Source organism: Nitrospira japonica, assembly GCF_900169565.1.
Classification (GTDB): domain Bacteria; phylum Nitrospirota; class Nitrospiria; order Nitrospirales; family Nitrospiraceae; genus Nitrospira_C; species Nitrospira_C japonica_A.
Map to the genome: position 1 here is coordinate 2,065,449 of NZ_LT828648.1, position 21,633 is coordinate 2,087,081.

Below are 21,633 nucleotides of genomic sequence, written 5' to 3' on the forward strand. Positions count from 1 at the left end.
ACAATCGGAAGGCGCTGAGGGGTTACAGCCCTTCATAGGCCGCAATGGCGGCGGCGAGCGCCAGAACGAGATCTTCCGGCTGCTCGATTTCGTCGTAGGTGTACAAGTCCGGATGCGTGTCGAGATAGGAGGTATCGAACCGACCGGCGAGAAAATCCTGATCCTGCATGATCGCTTTCATGAAGGGAATGGTCGTCTTGACGCCACGCAACACATATTCCTCGAGCGATCGCCGCATACGGCTCACGGTCTCTTCCCAGGTCCGGCCCCGCACGGTGAGTTTGGCGAGCAGGGCGTCGTAATAGGGCGGAACGGTGTAGTCTTTATAGACGGCGCCGTCGATCCGGACCCCGATTCCTCCCGGCGACAGGTAATCCGTCACGATTCCGGTGCAGGGCATGAAATTATTCTTCGGATCCTCGGCGTTGATGCGGCATTGAATGGCATGCCCCTGGAGAATGACGTCCTTCTGTTGAATGTCGAGCGGCTTGCCCGCGGCGATGGCGATCTGATTGCGGACGATGTCGATCGCGGTGATCTGCTCCGTGACCGTATGCTCGACCTGAAGGCGGGGATTCATTTCGATGAAGTAGAAGCGGCCGTCCTGGTCGAGCAGAAACTCCACCGTTCCGGCATTGTCGTAGTTGACCGCTCGGGCGATCGCGGTGGCGGCTTTCCCCATCTCGGTCCGCAGCTTGGGAGTCAGGACGAGGGACGGCGCGATCTCGATCAATTTCTGATGACGGCGCTGAATGGAGCAGTCGCGCTCGCCCAGATGGATGATGTTGCCGTGGCGGTCGGCCAGGATTTGAAACTCGATATGATGGGGCCGCTCGATGTATTTTTCGATGAACACACTGCCGTCGCCGAATGAAGCCAGGGCTTCTCGCGCAGCGACTTCCATATTTTCGCGGAGTTCGGCGTCGGATCGCACGACGCGGAGGCCCCGGCCGCCACCGCCGGCGTTGGCTTTGATGATGACCGGATACCCGGTCTGTTTGGCGAAGGCGAGTCCTTCTTTGACGTCCGTAATTCCACCCTCTGTTCCCGGGACGATGGGCACGCCGATCTTGTGGGCCAGTTCACGGGCCTTGACCTTGCTGCCCATGGTCGTAATGGCCAGGGGGGACGGACCGATGAACGTAATGCCTGATGCGTCGCACAGCTCGGCGAACTGCGCGTTTTCAGAGAGAAATCCGTATCCTGGATGGATAGCGTCGGCCCCGATGCGTTGGGCCAACTCGACGATCTGGCGACTGTCGAGAAAACCTTTGACCGGACCGGGACCCACGAGATAGGCCTCATTGGCTTTCTTGACGTAGATTCCGGTGGAGTCGGCCTCCGAATAGATGGCGGCGGTGGCGATATTCAACTCGCGGCATGCGCGAATGATGCGCATGGCGATTTCACCTCGATTGGCCACCAAAATCTTCCGAAACATCTTCATCCAGCTTCCCGGAATTCCGTGCCCGCAGAATTCCTTGACGGTCGGCGTAAAGAGAGCGCGTACGCTAGCATAGGTGGAAGAGGTCTGTCGAGGGAGTCGAGGGGAGCGGACGACGGAAAGAGCCCGGAAAGTCGTGGCGATTTTCCGGGCTCTGCGGTCTATTTGGACTTGATCAGGAGGGGTTTCGACTGGGCGCTGCCGCCGCCTGCGACGATGATCAGGAACGACATTCCGGCCTTGGCATCGGGAACCGTCGCCTCGATCGTCGTGTCGTTGACGAATTTATACTCGACCGGCGCCTTGGGTGACGCGCTGAAGGTCACCGTGTGGAAGCACTCTTTCGTGCCGAAATTTTCGCCGGAGATGACGACCTTGTCGCCGGGCATGGCCTCGTCCGGTTCAACTTTGGCGATGCGAGGCCGCTTGTTGCGATCGCAGACCGGATCCTTGTCGAGCTTTTCCGCGTCGGATCCCTTGATCGATTCCATGTCGTAGAGCGTAAAACCCGCTCCTTCCACGATGGCGCCTTTTCCGTCCTCTTCCGCCCGAGGCGTCGAGACGGGTGCCAGCAATATGAATCCGCCCAGCGTCATCATCATGAGCCCCGATGAACGCCACGTCTGCATAAGACCTCCTTCGGTATAAAAAGCCGGGATTTAATTCCGTGTCACGGGAACGTAGGCTTCGGTCACGATTTGCTGTCCCGGAGGTGAGAGGGCAAATTGGATGAAGGCTTCGACCAGCGGGTTGGGTTCCTTCCGCGAGAGCAACAACACCGGCCTGCGTAACGGGTAGCGGCCATCCTTGACGGTGGGGACCTCGGGTTCCACCTTGTCGATCGGGAGGAGGCGGACCGCCACGCCTCCCGAGACCACCGATAAGCCTTGGCTCAGGGAGATATAGGACACGGCCGACAAGGGGGGCAGGGTGCCGACGACCGTCTTGACGACTTTGTCGTCCCTGGCGATCACCTTGGCCGTATCCGGAATCTTGCCCGTGATGCCGAGCTCCGATTCAAAAGCGTCGCGGACGTTTTGGTTTCGCGGCCGGTCGATCAACAGGATTTTGGTTTCCGGACCGCCCAATTCGGACCATTCCTTGACCTTCCCGGAAAAAATGTCGGCAACCTGCTGTTTGGTAACTTCTTTCGTGAAATTGGACAAATGCACCAAAATACCGATGCCGTCCCAGGCGATCTGCGTCGAGGCAAGCCCGCCGTCTTCGGAGCCCGTGACGGCCAGATGGGCCTCTCCCGTCTTTACCATCTCGACCGCTTTGGAGTGATCGTCCCAGACGACGTCCACGTACGCACGCGGGTTCGCTCTTTCGAACGCCCGCACCAACAATTCGATAATGGGCTGTTCAGGTCCGTTGCCTGCGATGATCAGATTGCCGGACACTTCGGCCGTGGCGCTGCCGGTGACGGTCAACCACAAGCCGAGTCCAAGAACCGCAAAAGCGCCCCGCAGGTATGCCGGTCGCGGACCGAACAGCCGGTGGAGAAGCCTGCGTATCGCCTCGCCGAACATGGTCAACTTTCTTGAGAAGGTTTGGAAGGCGCAGGGGGTGTCTCGAGGCTGGAAAACAGATCGGACGGCGGCATCGCCCTGGTACCCATCACCGGGGGGAGCTTCGAAAATTTGTCCATGCGTTCGTTCAGCATGTTGTAGGCTTTCATTTCGGCGAATCCCGTCTTATGGGTGCCGACCACTTTGGACGCGAAGGACGACAGCAGTTTCGTGGCATCCTGGGCCTGGCAGAAGGGGCAGACGGTGTCTTCGGTCCTGGCATGGACCGATTGGGTCGCCTCGAAGACCTTTTCGCACTGGCCGCAACGGTACTCATAAATGGGCATGTGATCGCTCCTGCTGGAGATTCCACCCGCGCCGACTCTTGACCGGCTGTCGAACGATGCCGTATTGTACCACACCTGCCTGGTTCGGAGACTAGGGGTTCATAAGGAGTGTTGAGGAGGACGTGCGATGGCGGTGTTGATTCGGCGATACAAGGGCCACAATGGCATGATGCAGGAAGAACGGATTGATGACGATGATCGCATCGAACGCTATTTTCGCCTGTTCGAAAAAGACGACGTCAAGAAACTCGAAACCGGTGTGAAAGTGTTCATTGAAAAGGACGAGTGGCAGCTCCTTCCCTGACACACGGCCCATTCCCTTCTAATCCCACGTGATTTATTGGATTCACATCGCACGCTCGATCGATCGGGTGACGTTGCACAATGATCGCTGCTCGGAGGTACCGTCGACGCAATCGTCCACGGACTATTGGGCCGGCGGCTGGTTCGACTACCCCGACAAAGAGCGCGCCCTGGCGGCGATGGAACAGGCGGGCACCACGGACCAACGCCGGTGCCCGCTGTGCAGACCGTAGGATGATAAATGGTGAATGGTCAATGATGAACGTTGAATTTCCGGCTATATTCAGCACTCATAATTCATCATTTGGCATTTCAACATGCCTCGTCTCGCGCTCCTGCTCACGACCCTGATCTGGGGTGCGACGTTTCCGGCGACGAAGGCGGCGCTGGAACAGATTCCCCCGCTGTCCTTCCTCTTCCTGAGATTTTTCCTCGGTACGGTGCTGGTCGCCGGATGGTTTGCGGCGGCAGGCCATGGGTTGCGGTATGACCGGGGAATGCTGCGCGCGGCGGCCATCGCCACCGGGTTTCTGTTTCTTGGCTACCTTCTCCAGACCGTCGGATTGCGGTATACGAGCGCCTCCAATAGCGCGTTCCTTACAGCCCTCTATGTGGTGATCGTGCCGCTGATCCTGCGGCGATTCGATCGACGGATCATTTTGGCCACGTCCGTGGCCACGGTCGGATTGTGGCTGCTGGTCAAACCCAGCACGACGATGAGCGTGGGAGATCTCATGACCCTCGCCTGCGCGGCGGCCTTCGCGGCGCACATCGTCTGTCTTGAACGATTTTCCCGGCTGTTTGATGCGCCGTCGCTCCTGTTGTGGCAAATGACGGCCATGACATTGCTGTTCATTCCCGCAATGTGGTGGGAAGACGCGCCCGTCGAGGCCTTCGCCCCGACCGCCGTGCTGCTGATTGGATTGGGGGTGACCGGCGGACTGGCGACCGGCGCCTTTGCCGTTCAGATGTGGGCACAGCAGTTGGTTCCCGCGCAGCAGGTCGCGCTCGTGTTTGCCTCGGAGCCGGCCTATGCCGCCTGGCTCTCCTGGTACTTTCTCGGTGAAACACTGGATGCCCAAGGATGGCTCGGCAGTGGCCTGATCCTGCTGGCGGTCGTCGTAGGTGCGCTGGCATCCGGCGCCAGCGCGGATGCGGAGCGCGGCGGCGCGGCCGCGACTGCGTAAGGGGGGACGATGGCACAGAAATTCGGCAACGGCCGGTGGGTGCGGGAGGGGTTTCTGGACAACCGGGTCGAAGGGACCGTGATCGGGCGAATCGTATTGGCCGCGGTGGGTCCGGTGGACCTGTTTCTGAAGGGAAATTTCAAGGCTGATATCGCCGGGGAGATCATCGAATTCCGCAACCGGCGCTTCGAAGAAGACGATACGGCGGCGCAGGTCATCGGCGACATGGAGAATCCGCAGATCGGCACGGTTAACCTGATTTCATTCGATCCGCATCCCAATCTCGTCCCGCATCCGTACGTGGAATGGTTCTCCGGCCGGTCGAATCATTTCCGCTTCGAACTCGAGCCCGACGATGCATGGGTGGTAGCCGAGGAGCGACGGGCAACGATCGACGGGCAGAGCCGCGCGATCCGCGAGGCGTTGGCCGATCGGGTTGTCGTCGATCGGCCGCGTTCAGGCGAAGAGTCCGAATGGATCTAGCGAGGAGACGACCGGGTCAGACGGCGAGGGCTTCCTGTTTGCTCTTTTGCTCGCGCACGTAGATCGGGACGTCCTTGATGTCCCAGACCAGCCCGAGCCATTCCATCACCTTCAACCCGTAATAGGTGATGTCGATTTCCCACCAGTAGAATCCTTGTCTCGTCGAAGCGGGATAATAGTGATGGTTGTTGTGCCATCCCTCGCCCAGGGTGATCAGCGCCAGAATGAAGTTGTTGCGGCTGTCGTCTCCGGTGTCATAGCGCTGTGAACCGTAGACGTGGGACAGGGAGTTGATCGTGCAGGTTCCATGAATCAAGGCCACCGTCGAAATGAAGAATCCCCAGATCAGCATTTGAGGTCCGTTCGTTCCCAGTTCCGGGGCGTAGATTTCCAACAGCTTGCCCAGGCCGAACATTCCGAACCCCGCGATGGTCGGCACGAGAATGTCGAATCGATCGAGGAAGCGCAGTTCCGGGTATTTTGCAAAGTCCGCGATCCCCTTCAGCCGCGGAGGGAAATGCGTCTGCGATGTAAACCAGCCCATATGCGACCAGAGAAAACCTCCATGACGCGGAGAATGAACGTCGTCTTTCGTATCGGAGGCGATGTGATGATGGCGATGGTGACCCGCCCACCACAACGGCCCGCGCTGGGCGCATGACCCGCCCAAGACTGCGAAGGCGAACTGACAAGCCCGGGTGGTTTTGAACGATCGGTGGGAAAAGTACCGGTGATACCAACCGGTGATCGCGAACATTCGAACGACGTAAAACGCAACGGCGACTGTCACGGCGACCCAGCTGACGCCTACCCAGATGACGCCCAGACACATTGCATGGACGGCAATGAGAGGGATGCAACGGAACCAATCCATCTTCGGGGTCCCGTCCGTCTTCATGTACTCGAGTCCGGCCCATGAGTCGAACCATCGGACGAACGTCAGCCAGAGATGCTGGACCTTGGTCGGGCGCAAGGTGCGAACGTCGGACATTCTGGTACCTCCAGCTAAATCCGACAGAGAATCTGCCGGACACAGACGACATCCCGTATGGCTCAGTGGAACCGCGGCAGCTATTTGGTGAATCAAGGCAGGCCGCAGAAGCCGGATCACGAAGAGGCTCACGTTTCGCGTTCTTCGGACCCTATCGATGACGGGAGCTCATTATACATGCAATGCAGGACAAATGGTACCGGGCGATTCCGACCGCATGGCCAACCCTGCAAGTCATTATACTTAAAAGGATTTTCCTGTCCACTAATTCGCCGAACTGCTTTAGTATGCTGCGCATTTTGGTTGATGCGATGAAGCCTGGCGACCATCGCTGATCGGCGTTTACCATTTGACACATTCCGCAGGGCCCTCCTAGAATGCCGCCCCAGCTATGAACGATCGATTTCTCAAAGCCTGCCGGCGCGAGCCGGTCGATTGCACCCCCGTCTGGTTCATGCGGCAAGCGGGCCGGTACATGACCGAGTATCGGTCGCTTCGCGCGAAGCACTCCATGCTCGAACTGTGCAAGACTCCCGAACTTGCGGCGCAGGTGACACTGCAACCGATTGAGCGGTTTCCCCTCGACGCCGCGATTATCTTTGCCGACATCCTACTGCCGCTCGAAGCGATGGGTTTGCATCTGGAGTTTGCCGAGGGAGAAGGGCCCGTGATCCACAATCCGGTCCGGGAGCGGGCGGATGTCGAGCGGTTGCGACTTATCGAGGGGGGGGAGTTGGAATATGTGTGCGACGCGATCCGTCAGGCGCGCCAAGCTCTCCACGGGAGGGTGCCGTTGATCGGATTTGCGGGAGCCCCGTTTACCTTGGCGAGCTATGCCATCGAGGGAGGGGGATCGCGAAACTATGTCCTGACGAAGTCGATCATGTATCGGGAACCGGATGTCTGGCACAAGCTGATGGACAAGCTGGCCCGTGTGGTGACGGGCTATCTCCGTCGTCAGATCAAGGCGGGCGCCCAGGCCGTCCAGCTGTTCGACAGCTGGGTGGGTTGTCTCTCGGCCGGGGATTATACGGAGTACGTGCTCCCTCATGTGCAGCTGATTTTCGAGGGGTTGAAACGTGAAGGCGTTCCCATGATCCATTTCGGGACCGGCACAACCGCTATTTTGAAGCACATGCGAGCAGCGGGCGGCGACGTCATCGGCGTGGATTGGCGCGTACCGCTGGACGAGGCCTGGTCCCTGATCGGCCATGACCGCGCCGTGCAGGGGAACCTGGACCCTGTCGCATTGTACGGTCCGCTGGGCGAGATCGAGCGGCGGGTGGAGGATATCCTGCGCCGTGCAGCCGGACGTCTCGGCCATATTTTCAATTTGGGTCACGGCATCCTGCCGACGACGCCCGTCGAACACGTCGAAGCCGCCATCAGCATGGTCCACAAGCTGAGCATGAAGTAGAGGTCCTCGGCCTTTCGCGATAAATGGACGACCGGCGAGGTACAGCTGCCGGGCGGTCCGCTGCCACCAGAGAACGTGACGAAGAGGGGATTGTGAACGACGCCCAACGTCCTATCGCCGTGTTGCTGATGGCGATGGGTGGACCGGACAAACTGGAAAACGTAGAGCCGTTCTTGCTCGACGTGCGCAGAGGGCGTCCCACGCCGCCAGAATTGGTCGAAGAGATCCGCGAGCGGTATCGAGCCACCGGCGGCAAGTCTCCCGCTGTCGACATCACACAATCGGTGGCGGCCCGGCTCGAACGGCGGTTGAACGAATCGCGCGCTCGCTATCGTGTGTTCGTCGGCTTGCGGCACTGGCACCCCTTCATTCGTGACACCTACGCGGAATTGCTGCGCGAAGAGCCGGAGCACGTCATCGGTCTCTGCATGGCGCCGCAACAATCGTCGCTGAGCACCGGGGCCTACCGCAAGAAGGTGGAAGAAGCCCGGCTTGCTCTGGGAGGCACCTGTCCCGTGAGTTACGTGGGCAGCTGGCATCAGCATCCCCGCCTTATCAACGCCATTGCCGACCATATCCAACAGGCGTTGGCGCGGTTTCCTCTCGAAACGAGGCCGTCGATTCCCGTGCTGTTCACGGCCCACAGCCTACCGGAGCGGATCGTGGCAATGAACGATCCGTATCCGGATGAAGTCCGGGGCACCGTGGAGGCCGTCACCGCACAGCTAGGCGGCCAGCCGACGGGCTTCGCCTATCAAAGCCAGGGCCGGTCGGGAGAGAAATGGCTGGGGCCGACGGTCGAATCGAGGATCCACGAGCTGGGCGCGGCCGGCCACCGGCACGTGCTGGTGGCCCCGATTGGATTCCTGTGCGACCATGTCGAGACGCTGTACGACATCGACATCGAATTGAGGCAGTTGGCCGCAGGGCTCGGCATGCGTCTCGAACGCATGCCGATGCTCAACGATTCGCTTGCGCTGGTGGAGACGCTGATGGACGTGCTGGCCGCCCATGAATCCTCGCTGACGCTCACGTCGTGACCGCGCTCAAGACCGTCGCCATCGTCGGAGGAGGGATCTCAGGGCTGGCGACGGCATTTTCGATACTGGAGCGTTCACAGCAGGCGGGCATACCGGTCGTCTGCACGGTTCTCGAACGCAGCTCCTCATGGGGCGGAAAGATCGTAACCCACCGGGTCGGCGAATTGGTTACGGAAGCCGGCCCCGACTCGTTTCTGTCCCAAAAGCCTGCCGGTCTGCAACTCATCGACAAGCTGGGTCTCACCGATCAGATCATCGACACCAACAAGACCACCACGAAAGCCTGCGTGTATTCCCAGGGCCGCCTCCGGGAATTGCCCGAAGGCCTGGTGGTCATCACGCCGGGCCAAGTCGGTCCCTTTCTCCGCAGCGGTCTGTTGAGCCCTGCCGGATTGCTTCGCATGGGCATGGATATGATCTTGCCGGCCGGACGTTCGAAAGAAGACGAATCTCTCGCCTCCTTTTTCAGGCGACGGTTCGGCCGTCAAGCGTTCGAGCGCATGATGGAGCCGCTGATGGCCGGCATCTATGCCGGCGACGCCGAACAGCTGAGCATCAAGGCCACGTTCCCGCGGTTTCCCGATCTCGAGCGGACCCACGGCAGCGTCATTCGCGGGATGCTGGCCACGAGGGCCGAGGCGACCGTCTCACGGGCAAATGGACGTACACGGACGATGTTCGTCAGTCTCAAGAACGGGCTGGAAGATCTCGTTGCCGCGCTTCGCCGGTCGTTGACGGACCGGGGTGTAATGCTGCGAAGCGGTACATCCGTGGAATCGCTTCGGGTTCGATCCCATGAGTTGGGCCGGTGGACCTATGACGTGATGTTGAGCGGGGGCAGTGCGCTGTCGGTCGACGGGTTGGTTCTGGCGACCCCGGCCTTCGTGTCGGCGGATCTGCTTCGGCCGTTGACGCCGCTTGCGGGCGGCCTGTTGGAACAGATTCCCTATGCCTCGACGGTGACGGTCGCGATGGCGTATCCTGCGTCGGCGGTGGGGCCGGGGGTGCAGGGGTTCGGTTTCGTCGTTCCGCGCGTCGAGCAACGAGACTTGATCGCGGCGACGTGGACGTCGTTGAAGTGGCCTCATCGCGCCCCGTCCGACCAGGTGCTGGTCCGCTGTTATCTCGGAGGTGTCGGGCGTGAATCCGTGCTGGAGCTGGACGATGCCTCGCTGGTGACCCGGGTCCGTGCCGAGCTGCAGCGCATCTGCGGACTCGCCGCCGAGCCGACGTACGTCGAAGTCAACCGCTGGACAAAGGCGATGCCGCAGTACGTGCTGGGACATCTGGAACGACTCGATGAAATCGAGAGGGCCCTCAGCCGGTTTGGCGGGCTGGTGCTGACCGGCTCGGCATACCGGGGCGTGGGCATTCCCGACTGTATCCGCGCCGGAGCGATTGCGGCCGACCGCGTCGTCCGACATTTGGCAGGAGAACGAGTGAGGGAGATGTGAAAAGCATGGCGACAGACAACAAATTGACCGTCCTCGAGGTGACGGGCCCCTTTCGCGAGCCCCGAGAGCCGGTGTTCTCCTACGACTATGCGGTCCAGCGGGTATCCTGGAGCATGCCGCACGCGGTACGCGTCAAGGTCGCCATTGCCGAAGAACTCGACGTCATCAAAGGCCGGTTGCTGGGCCAGGTGACCGGATCGCCGGGGCAGCACCTGCTGATCGCCCGAGCGCTGTCGCGTCGGATTGCCGACGAAAAGCTCAAGATCGCGGAAGCCGAGGGCACTCTGTCGGATCGGCGGGACGTCGTCATCGAACCGTTCACCGGGCAGCAGGCGCATCTCTTCGCCCAGCTGGACGAGTGGTTCGAGCGTGAACGCCAAGTCTTGCTGGCCGAAGTCAAGGCGCGTGCCGGCGTCTGACCTCAGAAGATTTTTCGATAGTGCCTGGAATGGACGCCTGATTCGTCGGCGAATCCCACCGAACCGGTGTCCGGCGCGCCCGTGTTGTGGAGATCGATGCGGTAGTGGCCCTTGATTTCCTCCATGGCCACTTCGAACGGGACCGCGTCCGGATAGAGCCCGCCAGGCGCATGGGCGCCGCGCGTGAGGGTCCTGATCACCTCCGACTTGGCGTACTTGGGATCGGAGGTTACGTAAATGTCCGCGATGGCATGATCCCCCAGCTTGTGCCCCGGCGTCGTGGCCGGGATCAGATCGGACAATGAGCCTGCCAGCCGTTCCTTCTTGAGTCGCTTCAACAAACCCACGACCTGGCTCTCGGTAGCCTGGGCTGGAACGACCAGGCTGACGGCATTCATGTCCGGCACTGTCGCTTCGACTTTAAAGATGACCGGGGCGGCTTCCGGATCCTCGATCATCGGCATGGCCGGTCCTTCGGTGCCGGTCGCTTGTTTATTTTTTGAACTCGGCACGATCAACGCGACGAACAGCCACAAGCCGAGCAGGACCGCGAATACCACGATCAAGGGATGGACTCCGGCGCGCTTGCCTTCTTCGTACGGGTCCGGTTGGTCGCTCATGCAGGATCGTCCTGGGCGTGAGCCGAGCCGCCTCGCTTGGCGGCCTCCCACAAATTGTTCATCTCATCGAATGACAATTCTCCCACGCTTCGTCCGGTTCGGGACGCTTCTCGCTCGATGAATCGGAAGCGCTCGACGAAGCGGTTGACGGAGAGGCGAAGCGCGTCTTCGGGATTGACCTTCATGAACCGGGACAGATTCACCAGCGAAAACAGCACGTCGCCGAGTTCCGCGACGATGTCCCGCTGTCGGGTGGAAGACGCTTCGTCCGTCTCGGGCAGGCGGAAGGCCTCTTGCAACTCACGGATTTCCTCTTCGACCTTGGCGAGCACCTGCTCGAATCCTCCCTGGTCATGGCTCCAGTCGAATCCGACCCGGGAGGCTCGGGCCTGAATCTGATAGGCCCTGAGCAGCGCCGGTAGCGCGGCGGGTATGCCGTCCAGCACGGAGTCGGGCCGTCCCGCTGCCCGGCGTTCCGCCTTCTTGATGTCCTCCCACCGGGTGAGGACTTGGTCCGAATTGAGGGGCGTCGTCTCATTCGTTCCGGGAGCGAATACGTGCGGATGCCGGCGAATCAATTTGTCAGCCAGTCGATCCAACACGTCGTCGAGCGTGAAGGCGCCGTTCTCCGAGGCGATTTGACCATGAAAGAGGACTTGCAGCAGCACATCGCCCAATTCCTCGGACAGCTTCGCGCGATCCTGATGATCGATCGCGTCCAGCACTTCATAGGATTCTTCGAGCAGATACGGTTTGAGGGATTCGTGGGTCTGCTTGCGATCCCACGGACAACCGTTCGGTGCCCGCAATGCGGCCATCAGCTGCGCCAATTTGTCGAACCGTGTTGACATGCTCGGTCTCGCGGTCAGGTCGATGCGCGCGTCATTATACCCGGTTCCACCGGCGCTTCAATGCGCCGCGCGCCTTGCACGCTCTGAGAACCCTATGATAGGGTAACCCTCCGCGAGCGGTGCGTGTGAGACGAATTGGAGAGTGGCCTTCGGGACGTGTCTATGGCGACCGACAAGGAAGAGGGGTTCGTCGTTCGAGATCGACGAGGGGGCGGATCGACGGAACAGCCCGCTGCCACGCCGCCGCCTCTCTGGGCGGAATCTGCCGGCAAAGTTTCGCCGGATGATCCGGGGCAGGCTCACGACATCCCCGTCACCTTCGCGTCGTTCGTCATTTCCCTGGGAAGCTCTTCGTTGATGCTGATGGGGGAGAAGTTGGATCCCCAGCAGCCGGCCATGCCCGTCAACCTGCCTCAAGCCAAGGAAATCATCGATCTTCTGTCGATTCTGGAAGAGAAGACTGTCGGAAACCTCACGACCGAAGAGCAAGCGGTCTTGCGGGACATGCTCTATGCCCTGCGTATGAAGTACGTCAGCCTGAGTGCCGGAACATAACCTCCGTTCATCATCCTCTCCCTGCCGGCGGCGTTTTGAGACGAGCGAATAAATCCGCTATAGTAGGAGTTCTTGACTCTTCGTCCCAGGGCTCGATCACCCCGGGCGGCCGGCCATGAATGACTTTCAGAAGCAAACCGGACCTCCGACGTGGCCTTCCACCGAACCTTCCGAGGCTGCGGAGCAGGGTATGCGGGCGGATGTTCCCCTCCGGCCGATGGGGATGGCGCCCGCCGTGCTCGAGCCCGAGCGCCGGACACGCCATTTTTTCCGCCCGGTCCGCGTCGTCTTCCTGCTCTTGGTGTCTTGTCTCGCACTGACTTTCTACTACACCCAAGTCGTCGTTCCGGGAGGAGAGGACAGCGATTCGTTCATTCCGACGACCAGCTACGCGCTCGTTCTCCTGCTGATCAACCTGGATCTGATCGGGGTGGTCGTTCTGCTCCTGCTCCTATCCCGCAACCTGATCAAAGCCTACTTCGAGCGGCGGCACCGGCTCATCGGTTCAGGATTCCGCACCAAACTCGTGGCGGCTTTCATCGGGTTTTCATTGATTCCCACGGTGCTGCTCGCCCTCGTCGCGAGCGGGCTGGTCAACAAGGCGGTGGACGTGTGGTTCAGTGACCAGATTGACCGGGTCATGCGCGACTCGTACGAAGTGGCCCGCATGCAGCACGCCGGCCATATTACGCTGGCCGTCAACAGCGCCAGGGCGATCAGCCATGAAATTTTCCGCGAAGATCTCCTGTTACCGGCACAGAGGGACATCCTGATTTCGGCCATGGCGAGAAAACGGGTGGAATTCGGCGTGGCGGGCATCGAGGTCTATTCGGCGAAGATGGAAACACTTACAAGATCGCTGGATCCCGATGTGCCGGCCGGGGTGCTGGACCTGCCGGTGGGCCAGTTGGTGCTGCAGGCGATCAACGGCAAGCAGGAGAACAATACGGTCCAGGAAGCGCCGACGGGACGGTTGGTCAGGGCCGCGGCTCCCATTGCCGCCAGCGGCCGCGGCGGCGAAGTCGGCGGGGTTGTCCTCGTCGACGCCTACGTTCCGGAGTCGCTGCTGGCCAAAATGGACGGGATCGGGCGTCAGTATGAGGAATACAAGCAGATCAAGGCGATGAAGAATCCGATCAAGGCCGGAGCCTATTTGTTCGTGGCGGTCATCACGGTCCTGATTCTCTTTGGCGCGACCTGGTTCGGATTTTACGTGGCTCGGAGCATTACCGTGCCGATTCAGCGGCTGGCCGAGGCCACGGAAGCCATCGCTCAGGGGGACTTGTCGGTGCGAATCGACGCCAAGGCCACGGACGAGATCGGCACGCTCATCGAGTCCTTCAACCGCATGACCACGGACCTTCAGAGCGGCAAATCCGCGATCGAGGCCGCAAACGTGTCGCTGCGGCAGAACAATCTCGAGCTGGACCGGCGCCGTGCCTATATCGAAACCGTCGTGGCGACCATTGCGGCGGGTCTCCTGTCGATCGGGAAAAACGGGATCATCACGAATTTCAATCCGTCGGGCGAAAGGATCCTGGGGATCTCGGCCGACCGCTTTCACGGCCGATCCGCGAACGACGTCTTCAAGGAATTCGGACTCACGCTGTTTCAAACGCTCTACGACCGCATGCTGGTGGATCAGCGGGATGACCTGACGATGGATGGGACCGCGGAGGTCGAGGGGAAGTTCCTGACGATCGCCTTGCACGGTTCCAGGATGAAGGACGAAATGAACCAGGACTTGGGCATTGTCCTGGTGTTCGAGGATTTGACGGAACTGCTGAAGGCGCAAAAAGTCGCGGCCTGGCAGGAGGTCGCGCGCCGGGTGGCTCATGAAATCAAGAACCCGCTCACCCCCATCCAGCTGTCCGCCCAGCGCATGCGCAAGAAGTTTTTCGAGAAGGCCTCGGACTTCGAGCGCGTATTCGACGAATCGACGAACGTCATCGTCAACGAGGTCACCAGCCTGAAGCACATGGTCGATGAATTCTCGAAGTTCGCCAGATTGCCGGCGCCGCAACTGGTGCAGCAGTCGCTGCACGACGTCATCAACGAGGTAGTCGCCCTGTATCGGGGCGCCCACAAAGACATCGAACTGGTCGTTTCGCTGGACGAGGACCTGCCTCCGTTGAAGTTCGACTGGGAGCAGATCAAGCGGGTGCTGGTGAACCTGCTGGACAATTCCATTCAGGCGATGAGTCAAAAGGGCCGGCTGTGGCTCACCACCCAATATGACACGAAACGTCGTCGCGCCGTGGTGAGCATTGCCGACGAGGGGAGCGGTATTGCGTTGGAAGACCAGGAAAAACTGTTTGTGCCCTATTTCACGCGAAAGAAAACCGGGACCGGGCTGGGATTGGCCATCGTCCGCCGTATTATCACGGACCACGAAGGGCACATCCAAGCGGGGAACAACCATCCCAAAGGGGCGATCTTTACGTTCGAATTGCCGGTCTGAGCAGTGCTCGCCGGTTGGGCGATTGGCATGACGGTCGGGCGCGAATCATAAAGTGAGGAACTCATGTCGGCTTCGATTTTGGTGGTGGACGACGAAGAGGCCATTCTGTCTTCGCTCAGCAGCATCCTGCTGGATGAAGGCTATGAGGTGGCGGTGGTGAAAAGCGGCACGGACGCGTTGAAGATCTTCACAACGGATCCTCCCGATCTCATGCTGCTGGATATCTGGATGCCGCAAATGGACGGACTGGAAACCCTCAAGCGCGTCCGCGAGCTGGTACCCACGGCGCAAGTGATGATGATGTCGGGGCACGGGTCGATCGAGACGGCCGTCAAAGCCATCAAGCTCGGAGCCTACGACTATATCGAGAAGCCGCTGTCGCTCGAGAACGTCACGCTTCGCGTCAAGCATGCGCTCGATCAGCACCGGCTGGAGCAGGAAAACCGGTCGTTACGCACGAAAGTACAGCGGCGATTCGAACTGGTGGGACAGTCCCCGGCGATGAAGCAACTTCGTCAACTGATCGAAACGGCCGGGCCTACCAACAGCCGGGTCTTGATCGGCGGTGAGAACGGAACGGGCAAGGAGTTGGTGGCGCGGGGAATTCACGAACACAGCGCGCGCGCTGATCGACCATTCGTCGCCGTCAATTGCGCCGCCATTCCGGAAACGCTGATCGAGAGCGAGCTGTTCGGCCACGAAAAGGGCGCATTCAGCGGCGCCACGTCGATGAAGCGGGGCCAGTTCGAACAGGCGGACGGCGGGACGCTGTTCCTGGACGAGATCGGCGACATGAGCCTGAGCACACAGGCCAAGGTGCTGCGCGCATTGCAGGAGCAGCAGTTCAACCGGGTCGGTGGCACGAAGCTGATGAAGGTCGACGTCCGAGTCCTTGCCGCGTCGAACAAGGATCTCCAGAAGGAAATCGAAAAAAGCGCCTTTCGTGAAGACCTGTTTTATCGGCTGAACGTCGTGCCGATTATCGTCCCGCCCCTGCGCGAGCGCCGGGAGGATATCGCGCTGCTGATCCGGCATTTTCTCAAGCTGCATGGAGAGGAACAGGGGCTGCGAATGAAAGAAATCACCCCGGATGCGATGGCGGTGTTCGAGCAGTACGAATGGCCGGGAAACATCCGGGAACTGGGGAACCTGGTCGAACGGCTGATGATCATCGTGCCGGGATCGACGATCGATGCGGCGCAGGCCACGATGGCTTTGCAGGTGCGCCCGTCCGGCTCCTCCGTGCAAACCATGTCTGCGGGAGGCGGCTCGGGTTCGGTGAGCGCGCTGCTGGGACAACCGTTCGATTCGCTCCGTGACGCCCGCAACGCGTTTGAAAAGGAATACATCGGGCGCAAACTGCGCGAGCATCACTGGAACATTTCCCGCACGGCCGAAGACTTGAAGATCGAGCGGAGTCACCTGCATCGCAAGATCAAGCTGCTGGATGTGGAAATGCGGCCGGAAAGCTGAGCGGCCCGAGGAACAGGGAGTCATCGTTGACCTAGGATCGAGTGCCTCGCTAAGATGCCCCTTCTAATGTAGATCTGTTGAAGTTAAGGACTATCCTTGTCTCACTTAGCCTAACCCTAAACATGTCCTGTTTTTTTTAAGTATGACGACCTATCGCGATGCCGGAGTCGATATCGATGCAGGCGACGAATTCGTCGACCGCATCAAGCCGTTGGTCCGCTCCACGTTTCGTCCGGAAGTGCTGACGGATCTCGGGGGGTTCGGCGGGTTATTCCGCTTTCAAGCGAGTCGATATACGGATCCCGTGTTGGTATCGGGAACCGATGGAGTGGGGACCAAGCTCAAGATTGCGTTTCTCATGGATAAGCATGATACGGTCGGCATCGATCTGGTCGCGATGTGCGTCAACGACGTGGCGGTCAGCGGAGCGGAGCCGCTGTTCTTTCTGGACTATTTTGCTTCGGGAAAACTGTCGCTGGCCAAGGCTCAGAAGGTCTTGGAAGGTATTGCGGAAGGGTGCCGACAGGCCGGATGCGCGCTGATCGGCGGTGAAACCGCGGAGATGCCGTCGTTCTATCCGGACGGGGAATACGATCTTGCCGGATTCGCCGTCGGCGTCGTCGACCGACCCAAGCTCATCGATGGAAAGTCCATCCTGCCCGGCGATGCCGTGATCGGTTTGGCATCCACCGGTCTCCACAGTAACGGATATTCCCTGGTCCGGCGGATCCTCTTTGACAAGGCGAAGCTGAACGTCGACAGCCGGGTGGCCGGACTGGATCGTCCGCTCGGAGAGGTATTACTGACGCCGACCAGGATCTATGCCAAACAGATTCTGGCCCTTGCGTCGGAGCAGCCGGTGAAGGGAATCGTCCACGTCACGGGAGGCGGGATCACGGAAAATCTTCCACGGGTGTTGCCGGACGGAATAGGGGCGAGGATTCATCGGAAGAGCTGGCCTGTTCCGCCTGTCTTTGACGTGGTCGCGCGCCTCGGGCAGGTTGATCGAGAGGAAATGTACCGGGTCTTCAACATGGGAATCGGCCTCATTCTCGTGGCACCGGCTTCCTCCGCCGCCGGTCTGGTCAAGCGGGCCGCGATGCTGGGGGATCGGGGATGGGTGATCGGAGAGATCGTCGCGGGAAATTCCGGAGAGCCGCAGGTCGAATATGCCGACTAAGAGAGCCGCTCCGCTTCGCGTCGCCGTATTGGCATCGGGCCGCGGGTCCAATCTTCAGGCGGTCATCGACGCGATCGAAGCCGGACGGGTCGAAGCCACGATCGTGGCCGTCATCAGCAATAAGAAGGACGCTCTCGCTCTGGAACGGGCCAGAAAACACGGGCTTCCTGATGTATTCGTCGATCCCAAGCCCTTTGCCGGTCGTCCGGACAGCCGGGTGGCGTACGATCACGCGCTCTTGGACGTGCTTCGCCGGCACGACGTTGAACTCGTGTTGTTAGCGGGTTATATGAAGATCATCACGGCCGTGCTGATCGACGCCTATGCCAACCGGATGATGAATATTCATCCATCCCTCTTGCCGTCCTTCCCCGGACTGGACGTACAAAAGAAGGCCATCGACTGGGGATGTAAACTTGCCGGCTGCACCGTCCATTTCGTCACGGAAGGCGTCGACGAGGGACCGATCATTCTGCAGGCGGCGGTTCCGGTGCTGGACGGCGACACTCCGGATACGCTGGCCGCGCGCATTCTCGAACAAGAACATCGGATCTACCCCCGCGCCGTCGAACTCTTCGCCGAAGGCCGCCTGCGGGTAGAAGGCCGCCGAGTCTTCATCGACGGAGGCAAGCCGGTGGGAGACGCGATCCTCTGCCCGTTTTGACCCTCTTGGGAGAAGCGGACAGGTTGATCCGGACTTGTCCCGTATCGTTCAGCCGGCGAAACTCATACAGGTAAGAGCGAGCCAGAAGCATCCCGGTCGTCCATCGCACCATGGAATTCAAGAGATGGCTCCGGCTGTCTAGGCACATCACTTGGGATGATCCAATCTTGACACCCATTCTACTGGTCTGTAACTTCCTCATCCCATGAAAAAGGCGAGCCTATGGGTACTGGTCGGGCTGATTGTCCTCTTGAGCTTGATCTTTGGGGGCGAGTACGTGCGGCCTACCATGAACGCGCCGCTTCCGAAGTGGAATCCTGAGTATGGATATCGCTTTGCCAATCTCCCGCCGTCCGTGGAACACAGCACGGATAGCCTCTTTATGGTGGCATCGTTCTCCGGAGGCGGCGCACGGGCCTCGGCGCTGTCCTATGGCGTGCTGCGTGAGCTTGCCAAGACTCCCATCGTCTGGGAGGGGTATCGGAAAAATCTCGCCGACGAACTCAATATCATCAACGCTCTCTCAGGCGGCAGCTTCACGGCTGCGTATTATGCGCTGTACCATGACCGAATTTTCCGTGACTTTGAATCCCGATTTCTGCGAAAAAATTGGGAGCATGAACTTCGCGCGCGGATTTTGCAGTCTCCGAGAAATTGGTTGCGGCTCTTGTCCCCCTATTTCGGCCGGGCGCACATCTTTGCCGAACTCCTGGACGAAGGACTATTCGGCGGCGCCACGTTCAATGATCTCGTCTCGAGCAGCCAGCGGCCCATCATCTTTATTCATGCCTCCGACATGGCCACGGTCTCGCGGTTCGAATTCAACCAGCGGCAGTTTGATCTGATCTGTTCGGATCTCAGCAAAATGCCGTTGTCAGTGGCCACCGCGGCCTCGAGCGCTCTGCCGCTCGTCCTCAGCCCGATTTCGTTGAAGAACTATGCAGGCGAGTGCGGGCTCGATCCGCCGGCATACCTGAGCGAGACCAAACGGACTTCGTGGGGCCGAAGGCGTGCTAATGAGCTGCGGTCATATATTAATGCGGACAAACGCCCATACATCCATCTGCTGGACGGCGGGTTGGCTGACAACATGGGCATGCGCAGCGTGCTGGAACTCTCTGCCCTAGTGGACGATCTCGAAGCCACGTTCCAGATTCTCGGGGTGAAGAAAGTTCGGAAACTCGTGTTTCTCATGGTGAGCGCAGAAACCGATCCGGATCTGAGCCATTACGAACTGGATGAACTCCCAAGTCTCACGCGCGTTTTGAATGCCTTGGTCGACATCCCGATCAACCGGTATTCCGACGATACCTTGGAACTGATGCGTCAGGCCGTCGTGCAGTGGCAGGTACAACTCCACCAGCGTGCACGGACGGAAAAAAGCGTCTTTGCACCCGATGCGGAAATCTATTTCATCGATGCCAGTTTGTCGGAGTTGGACGATCCGGTGGAGCGGGGACGTCTCATGAGCATTCCCACGAATCTGGCGCTGACCGACAGTCAAGTTGACGACCTGCTGCTGGCAGGATCCAAGCTCATCAGGAGCGACAAGGATTTTCAGAGACTCGTGCGGGATCTTAAGATCGAAGCCGCAAAGGCTCCGATCATTTCCAGACGGTAGGGCCACTAAGGCGGGTGCAAACGGTCCGTGGTCGCGGCTCGCGAAGCGGGGAGGGTCGGTGCGATCCGATCAGGCGACTTTCTCGTTGAGCTCGATCACCGTGAAAGATCGGGTGTCCGGGTTTTGCTGGGCGCTCCAGCGACTATTGACGGTGATACGGGAGCCGTCGCGGCGTTTATGAATCAGCTGCCCGCGCCAGGCGTTCTTTTCCTGCATTTCGCGTTCAATGTTCTGAAGGGGTTCGGGAAACTTCGTCTCGAACAAGTGATGCGTGTTTGTGCCCAAAACTTCCTGGGGCGTCCACCCGTAAATGCGTTCGGCTTCGCGGCTCCAATAGCGGATCGTTCCATCCGCGTCACGCACGATCATGGCTTCGTGCGCGGCGGGCGATGCCGCATGGACCACCCGATCTTCACCACCCCGGCGGCTTGGGTGCGCCGTGCCCGTCTTTGCCTGCGAGGCGAAGTAATCCTGATACCAGCGGACCGTGCGTTCGAGGCCTTGCATGAATCCATAAGACGGCTTCCAATCCAGCAGGCGTTTCGCTTTTTCCGATGACAACTCCATGTGCGGAATTTCGGTGGTGCTGTCTTCTCCCAAGCGCGGTTCGTCCGGGGAGTCGAGCATTCTGCAGATGTGCTGAACGATGTCTCGAACTTCTATCCGCTCGCCGTAGGAAAAGTTGAACGCCTCTCCATAGAGCTCAGGATTTTCCGATAGCCGTTCCGCCAATAGAAGCTGCACGTCGACCGCGTCCCCGATGTAGAGAAAATCCCGCGTGAACCGGCCGTTTGAACGCAGCGTGGGGATCTGGCCCTGCATGATGCTGCGGACCACGCCGGGAATCAACCGTGTGAAGTTGAAGTCGTACCCGCCAAAATAATTGCCGCAACGCGTGACGGCTACGGGGCACTTGAAGATTTTGCCGTACGATTGGGCCGCATGATCCTGCGAGGCTTTCGCCGACTCGTAAGGATGCAGCGGCTGGAGCGCCATATCTTCCCGATATGGGATCTCCTGGCGTCCGTAGACCTTATCGGTCGAACTGATCACGGAAATGCATTGCGGGCGGTGTTGCCGGAGAAATTCCAAGATCTGCCAGGTACTGAGCGCGGATGACTTGAAGCACTCCAGCGGCTCCTTTAAGACCCGATGAACGTCCGCGCCGTAGGCGGCATGGAAAAAGACGTCGACCTGATGGCGGTCGAAGATACGCTCGATCACGTGCTGATCGGCAACGCTGCCCCATTCAACCCATGTCTGGTTGTCGAGCGACTCCATGAAGAATTGGGAATTGGCTTTGTGGGAACGAACCAAGCTCACGACGTGCGCGCCGCGCGAAACCAGCCGGCGCACCAGCCATCCGCCTAAAAATCCCGTCGCTCCCGCAACCAAAGCCGTTTTGTCGGTCCAGAAATTTGTCATGTTCGTTACCCTAGACGATTGCATTCGTGAAAACAACTCTGGATTCTACCAGCGGTGTTCAAGGGTGAACGTGGGCGTTCTCTTACGCCTTCACCACCTAGGGGGTACTCGACTACGACAATTGTGCCATAGGTTGAGCGTGGTCTCGCCTAACGCGCAACGATTCATTCGATGTGGGTTCGGCCGG

General features: G+C 59.8%; 22 protein-coding genes. 14 read left to right on the forward strand and 8 right to left on the reverse strand.

The window, feature by feature from the left end; all coding sequences use genetic code 11:
- Positions 1-22: 22 nt before the first annotated feature.
- From accC to NSJP_RS09940, 4 genes are all read right to left on the reverse strand, one after another.
- Positions 23-1,441, reverse strand: a complete 1,419-nt coding sequence (gene accC / locus NSJP_RS09925) for an acetyl-CoA carboxylase biotin carboxylase subunit (RefSeq protein WP_080888556.1) — start codon at positions 1,439-1,441, stop codon at positions 23-25.
- A 164-nt stretch (positions 1,442-1,605) separates the two neighbouring features.
- Entirely contained in the window at positions 1,606-2,073 is a 468-nt protein-coding gene (locus NSJP_RS09930; RefSeq protein ID WP_080886752.1) for an IPT/TIG domain-containing protein, read from the reverse strand.
- Between the two features lie 30 nt (positions 2,074-2,103).
- Complete coding sequence (locus tag NSJP_RS09935; protein ID WP_080886753.1) at positions 2,104-2,976, reverse strand: substrate-binding domain-containing protein; 873 nt, start codon at positions 2,974-2,976, stop codon at positions 2,104-2,106.
- Between the two features lie 2 nt (positions 2,977-2,978).
- Positions 2,979-3,302 carry an FmdB family zinc ribbon protein gene (locus tag NSJP_RS09940; RefSeq protein ID WP_080886754.1) on the reverse strand — a complete coding sequence of 108 codons (324 nt, stop codon included), beginning with the start codon at positions 3,300-3,302 and terminating at the stop codon, positions 2,979-2,981.
- A 127-nt stretch (positions 3,303-3,429) separates the two neighbouring features.
- On the opposite strand from NSJP_RS09940, the gene NSJP_RS19515 reads away from it, so the two are divergent.
- The 4 genes from NSJP_RS19515 to NSJP_RS09955 all read left to right on the forward strand — a co-directional run bounded on the left by NSJP_RS19515 (position 3,430) and on the right by NSJP_RS09955 (position 5,275).
- Positions 3,430-3,606, forward strand: coding sequence for a hypothetical protein (locus NSJP_RS19515; protein ID WP_172834268.1), 177 nt, complete (start codon positions 3,430-3,432; stop codon positions 3,604-3,606).
- 28 nt (positions 3,607-3,634) lie between these two features.
- The gene (locus NSJP_RS09945; protein ID WP_080886755.1) at positions 3,635-3,838 is read left to right on the forward strand and encodes a hypothetical protein; all 204 of its coding nucleotides are present in this window, start codon (positions 3,635-3,637) and stop codon (positions 3,836-3,838) included.
- A gap of 84 nt (positions 3,839-3,922) precedes the next feature.
- The gene (locus NSJP_RS09950; protein ID WP_080886756.1) at positions 3,923-4,792 is read left to right on the forward strand and encodes a DMT family transporter; all 870 of its coding nucleotides are present in this window, start codon (positions 3,923-3,925) and stop codon (positions 4,790-4,792) included.
- Positions 4,793-4,801: 9 nt separating this feature from the next.
- On the forward strand, positions 4,802-5,275 hold the full coding sequence (locus tag NSJP_RS09955; RefSeq protein WP_080886757.1) for a hypothetical protein: 474 nt from the start codon (positions 4,802-4,804) through the stop codon (positions 5,273-5,275).
- 16 nt (positions 5,276-5,291) lie between these two features.
- Here the strand turns inward: NSJP_RS09955 and NSJP_RS09960 are convergent, their stop codons facing one another.
- Entirely contained in the window at positions 5,292-6,266 is a 975-nt protein-coding gene (locus NSJP_RS09960; RefSeq protein WP_172834269.1) for an acyl-CoA desaturase, read from the reverse strand.
- Between the two features lie 391 nt (positions 6,267-6,657).
- Between NSJP_RS09960 and hemE the strand changes: the two genes are divergently transcribed.
- The 4 genes from hemE (at position 6,658) to NSJP_RS09980 (ending at position 10,596) form a co-directional block, all read left to right on the forward strand.
- Complete coding sequence (hemE, locus tag NSJP_RS09965) at positions 6,658-7,683, forward strand: uroporphyrinogen decarboxylase (RefSeq protein WP_080886758.1); 1,026 nt, start codon at positions 6,658-6,660, stop codon at positions 7,681-7,683.
- A 92-nt stretch (positions 7,684-7,775) separates the two neighbouring features.
- Positions 7,776-8,723, forward strand: a complete 948-nt coding sequence (gene hemH, locus NSJP_RS09970) for a ferrochelatase (protein WP_231989361.1) — start codon at positions 7,776-7,778, stop codon at positions 8,721-8,723.
- On the forward strand, positions 8,720-10,177 hold the full coding sequence (gene hemG, locus NSJP_RS09975) for a protoporphyrinogen oxidase (protein WP_172834270.1): 1,458 nt from the start codon (positions 8,720-8,722) through the stop codon (positions 10,175-10,177). The genes hemH and hemG overlap by 4 nt, the downstream gene beginning before the upstream one ends.
- A gap of 5 nt (positions 10,178-10,182) precedes the next feature.
- Positions 10,183-10,596 (forward strand): hypothetical protein, encoded by a 414-nt coding sequence (locus tag NSJP_RS09980; protein WP_080886761.1) that lies wholly within the window; start codon positions 10,183-10,185, stop codon positions 10,594-10,596.
- A gap of 2 nt (positions 10,597-10,598) precedes the next feature.
- Here NSJP_RS09980 and NSJP_RS09985 read toward each other — a convergent pair whose 3' ends face one another.
- On the reverse strand, positions 10,599-11,216 hold the full coding sequence (locus NSJP_RS09985; protein WP_080886762.1) for a hypothetical protein: 618 nt from the start codon (positions 11,214-11,216) through the stop codon (positions 10,599-10,601).
- Positions 11,213-12,067 (reverse strand): nucleoside triphosphate pyrophosphohydrolase, encoded by an 855-nt coding sequence (gene mazG, locus NSJP_RS09990; protein WP_080886763.1) that lies wholly within the window; start codon positions 12,065-12,067, stop codon positions 11,213-11,215. The genes NSJP_RS09985 and mazG overlap by 4 nt, the downstream gene beginning before the upstream one ends.
- A 162-nt stretch (positions 12,068-12,229) precedes the next feature.
- Here mazG and NSJP_RS09995 point away from each other — a divergent pair, with 162 nt between their 5' ends.
- From NSJP_RS09995 to NSJP_RS10020, 6 genes are all read left to right on the forward strand, one after another.
- Positions 12,230-12,622: a DUF1844 domain-containing protein gene (locus NSJP_RS09995; RefSeq protein WP_080886764.1), complete on the forward strand. Its 393-nt coding sequence runs from the start codon at positions 12,230-12,232 to the stop codon at positions 12,620-12,622.
- Positions 12,623-12,737: 115 nt separating this feature from the next.
- Positions 12,738-15,083 (forward strand): sensor histidine kinase, encoded by a 2,346-nt coding sequence (locus NSJP_RS10000; protein ID WP_080886765.1) that lies wholly within the window; start codon positions 12,738-12,740, stop codon positions 15,081-15,083.
- Positions 15,084-15,146: 63 nt separating this feature from the next.
- Entirely contained in the window at positions 15,147-16,556 is a 1,410-nt protein-coding gene (locus NSJP_RS10005; protein WP_080886766.1) for a sigma-54-dependent transcriptional regulator, read from the forward strand.
- A gap of 142 nt (positions 16,557-16,698) precedes the next feature.
- On the forward strand, positions 16,699-17,736 hold the full coding sequence (gene purM, locus NSJP_RS10010; RefSeq protein WP_080886767.1) for a phosphoribosylformylglycinamidine cyclo-ligase: 1,038 nt from the start codon (positions 16,699-16,701) through the stop codon (positions 17,734-17,736).
- Positions 17,726-18,400, forward strand: coding sequence for a phosphoribosylglycinamide formyltransferase (gene purN, locus NSJP_RS10015; protein WP_080886768.1), 675 nt, complete (start codon positions 17,726-17,728; stop codon positions 18,398-18,400). The genes purM and purN overlap by 11 nt, the downstream gene beginning before the upstream one ends.
- A 205-nt stretch (positions 18,401-18,605) precedes the next feature.
- A complete protein-coding gene (locus NSJP_RS10020) occupies positions 18,606-20,021 on the forward strand; it encodes a patatin-like phospholipase family protein (protein WP_080886769.1) in 1,416 nt (471 codons plus the stop codon).
- Positions 20,022-20,090: 69 nt separating this feature from the next.
- Here the strand turns inward: NSJP_RS10020 and NSJP_RS10025 are convergent, their stop codons facing one another.
- On the reverse strand, positions 20,091-21,446 hold the full coding sequence (locus NSJP_RS10025) for a GDP-mannose 4,6-dehydratase (RefSeq protein WP_172834271.1): 1,356 nt from the start codon (positions 21,444-21,446) through the stop codon (positions 20,091-20,093).
- Positions 21,447-21,633: the final 187 nt, after the last annotated feature.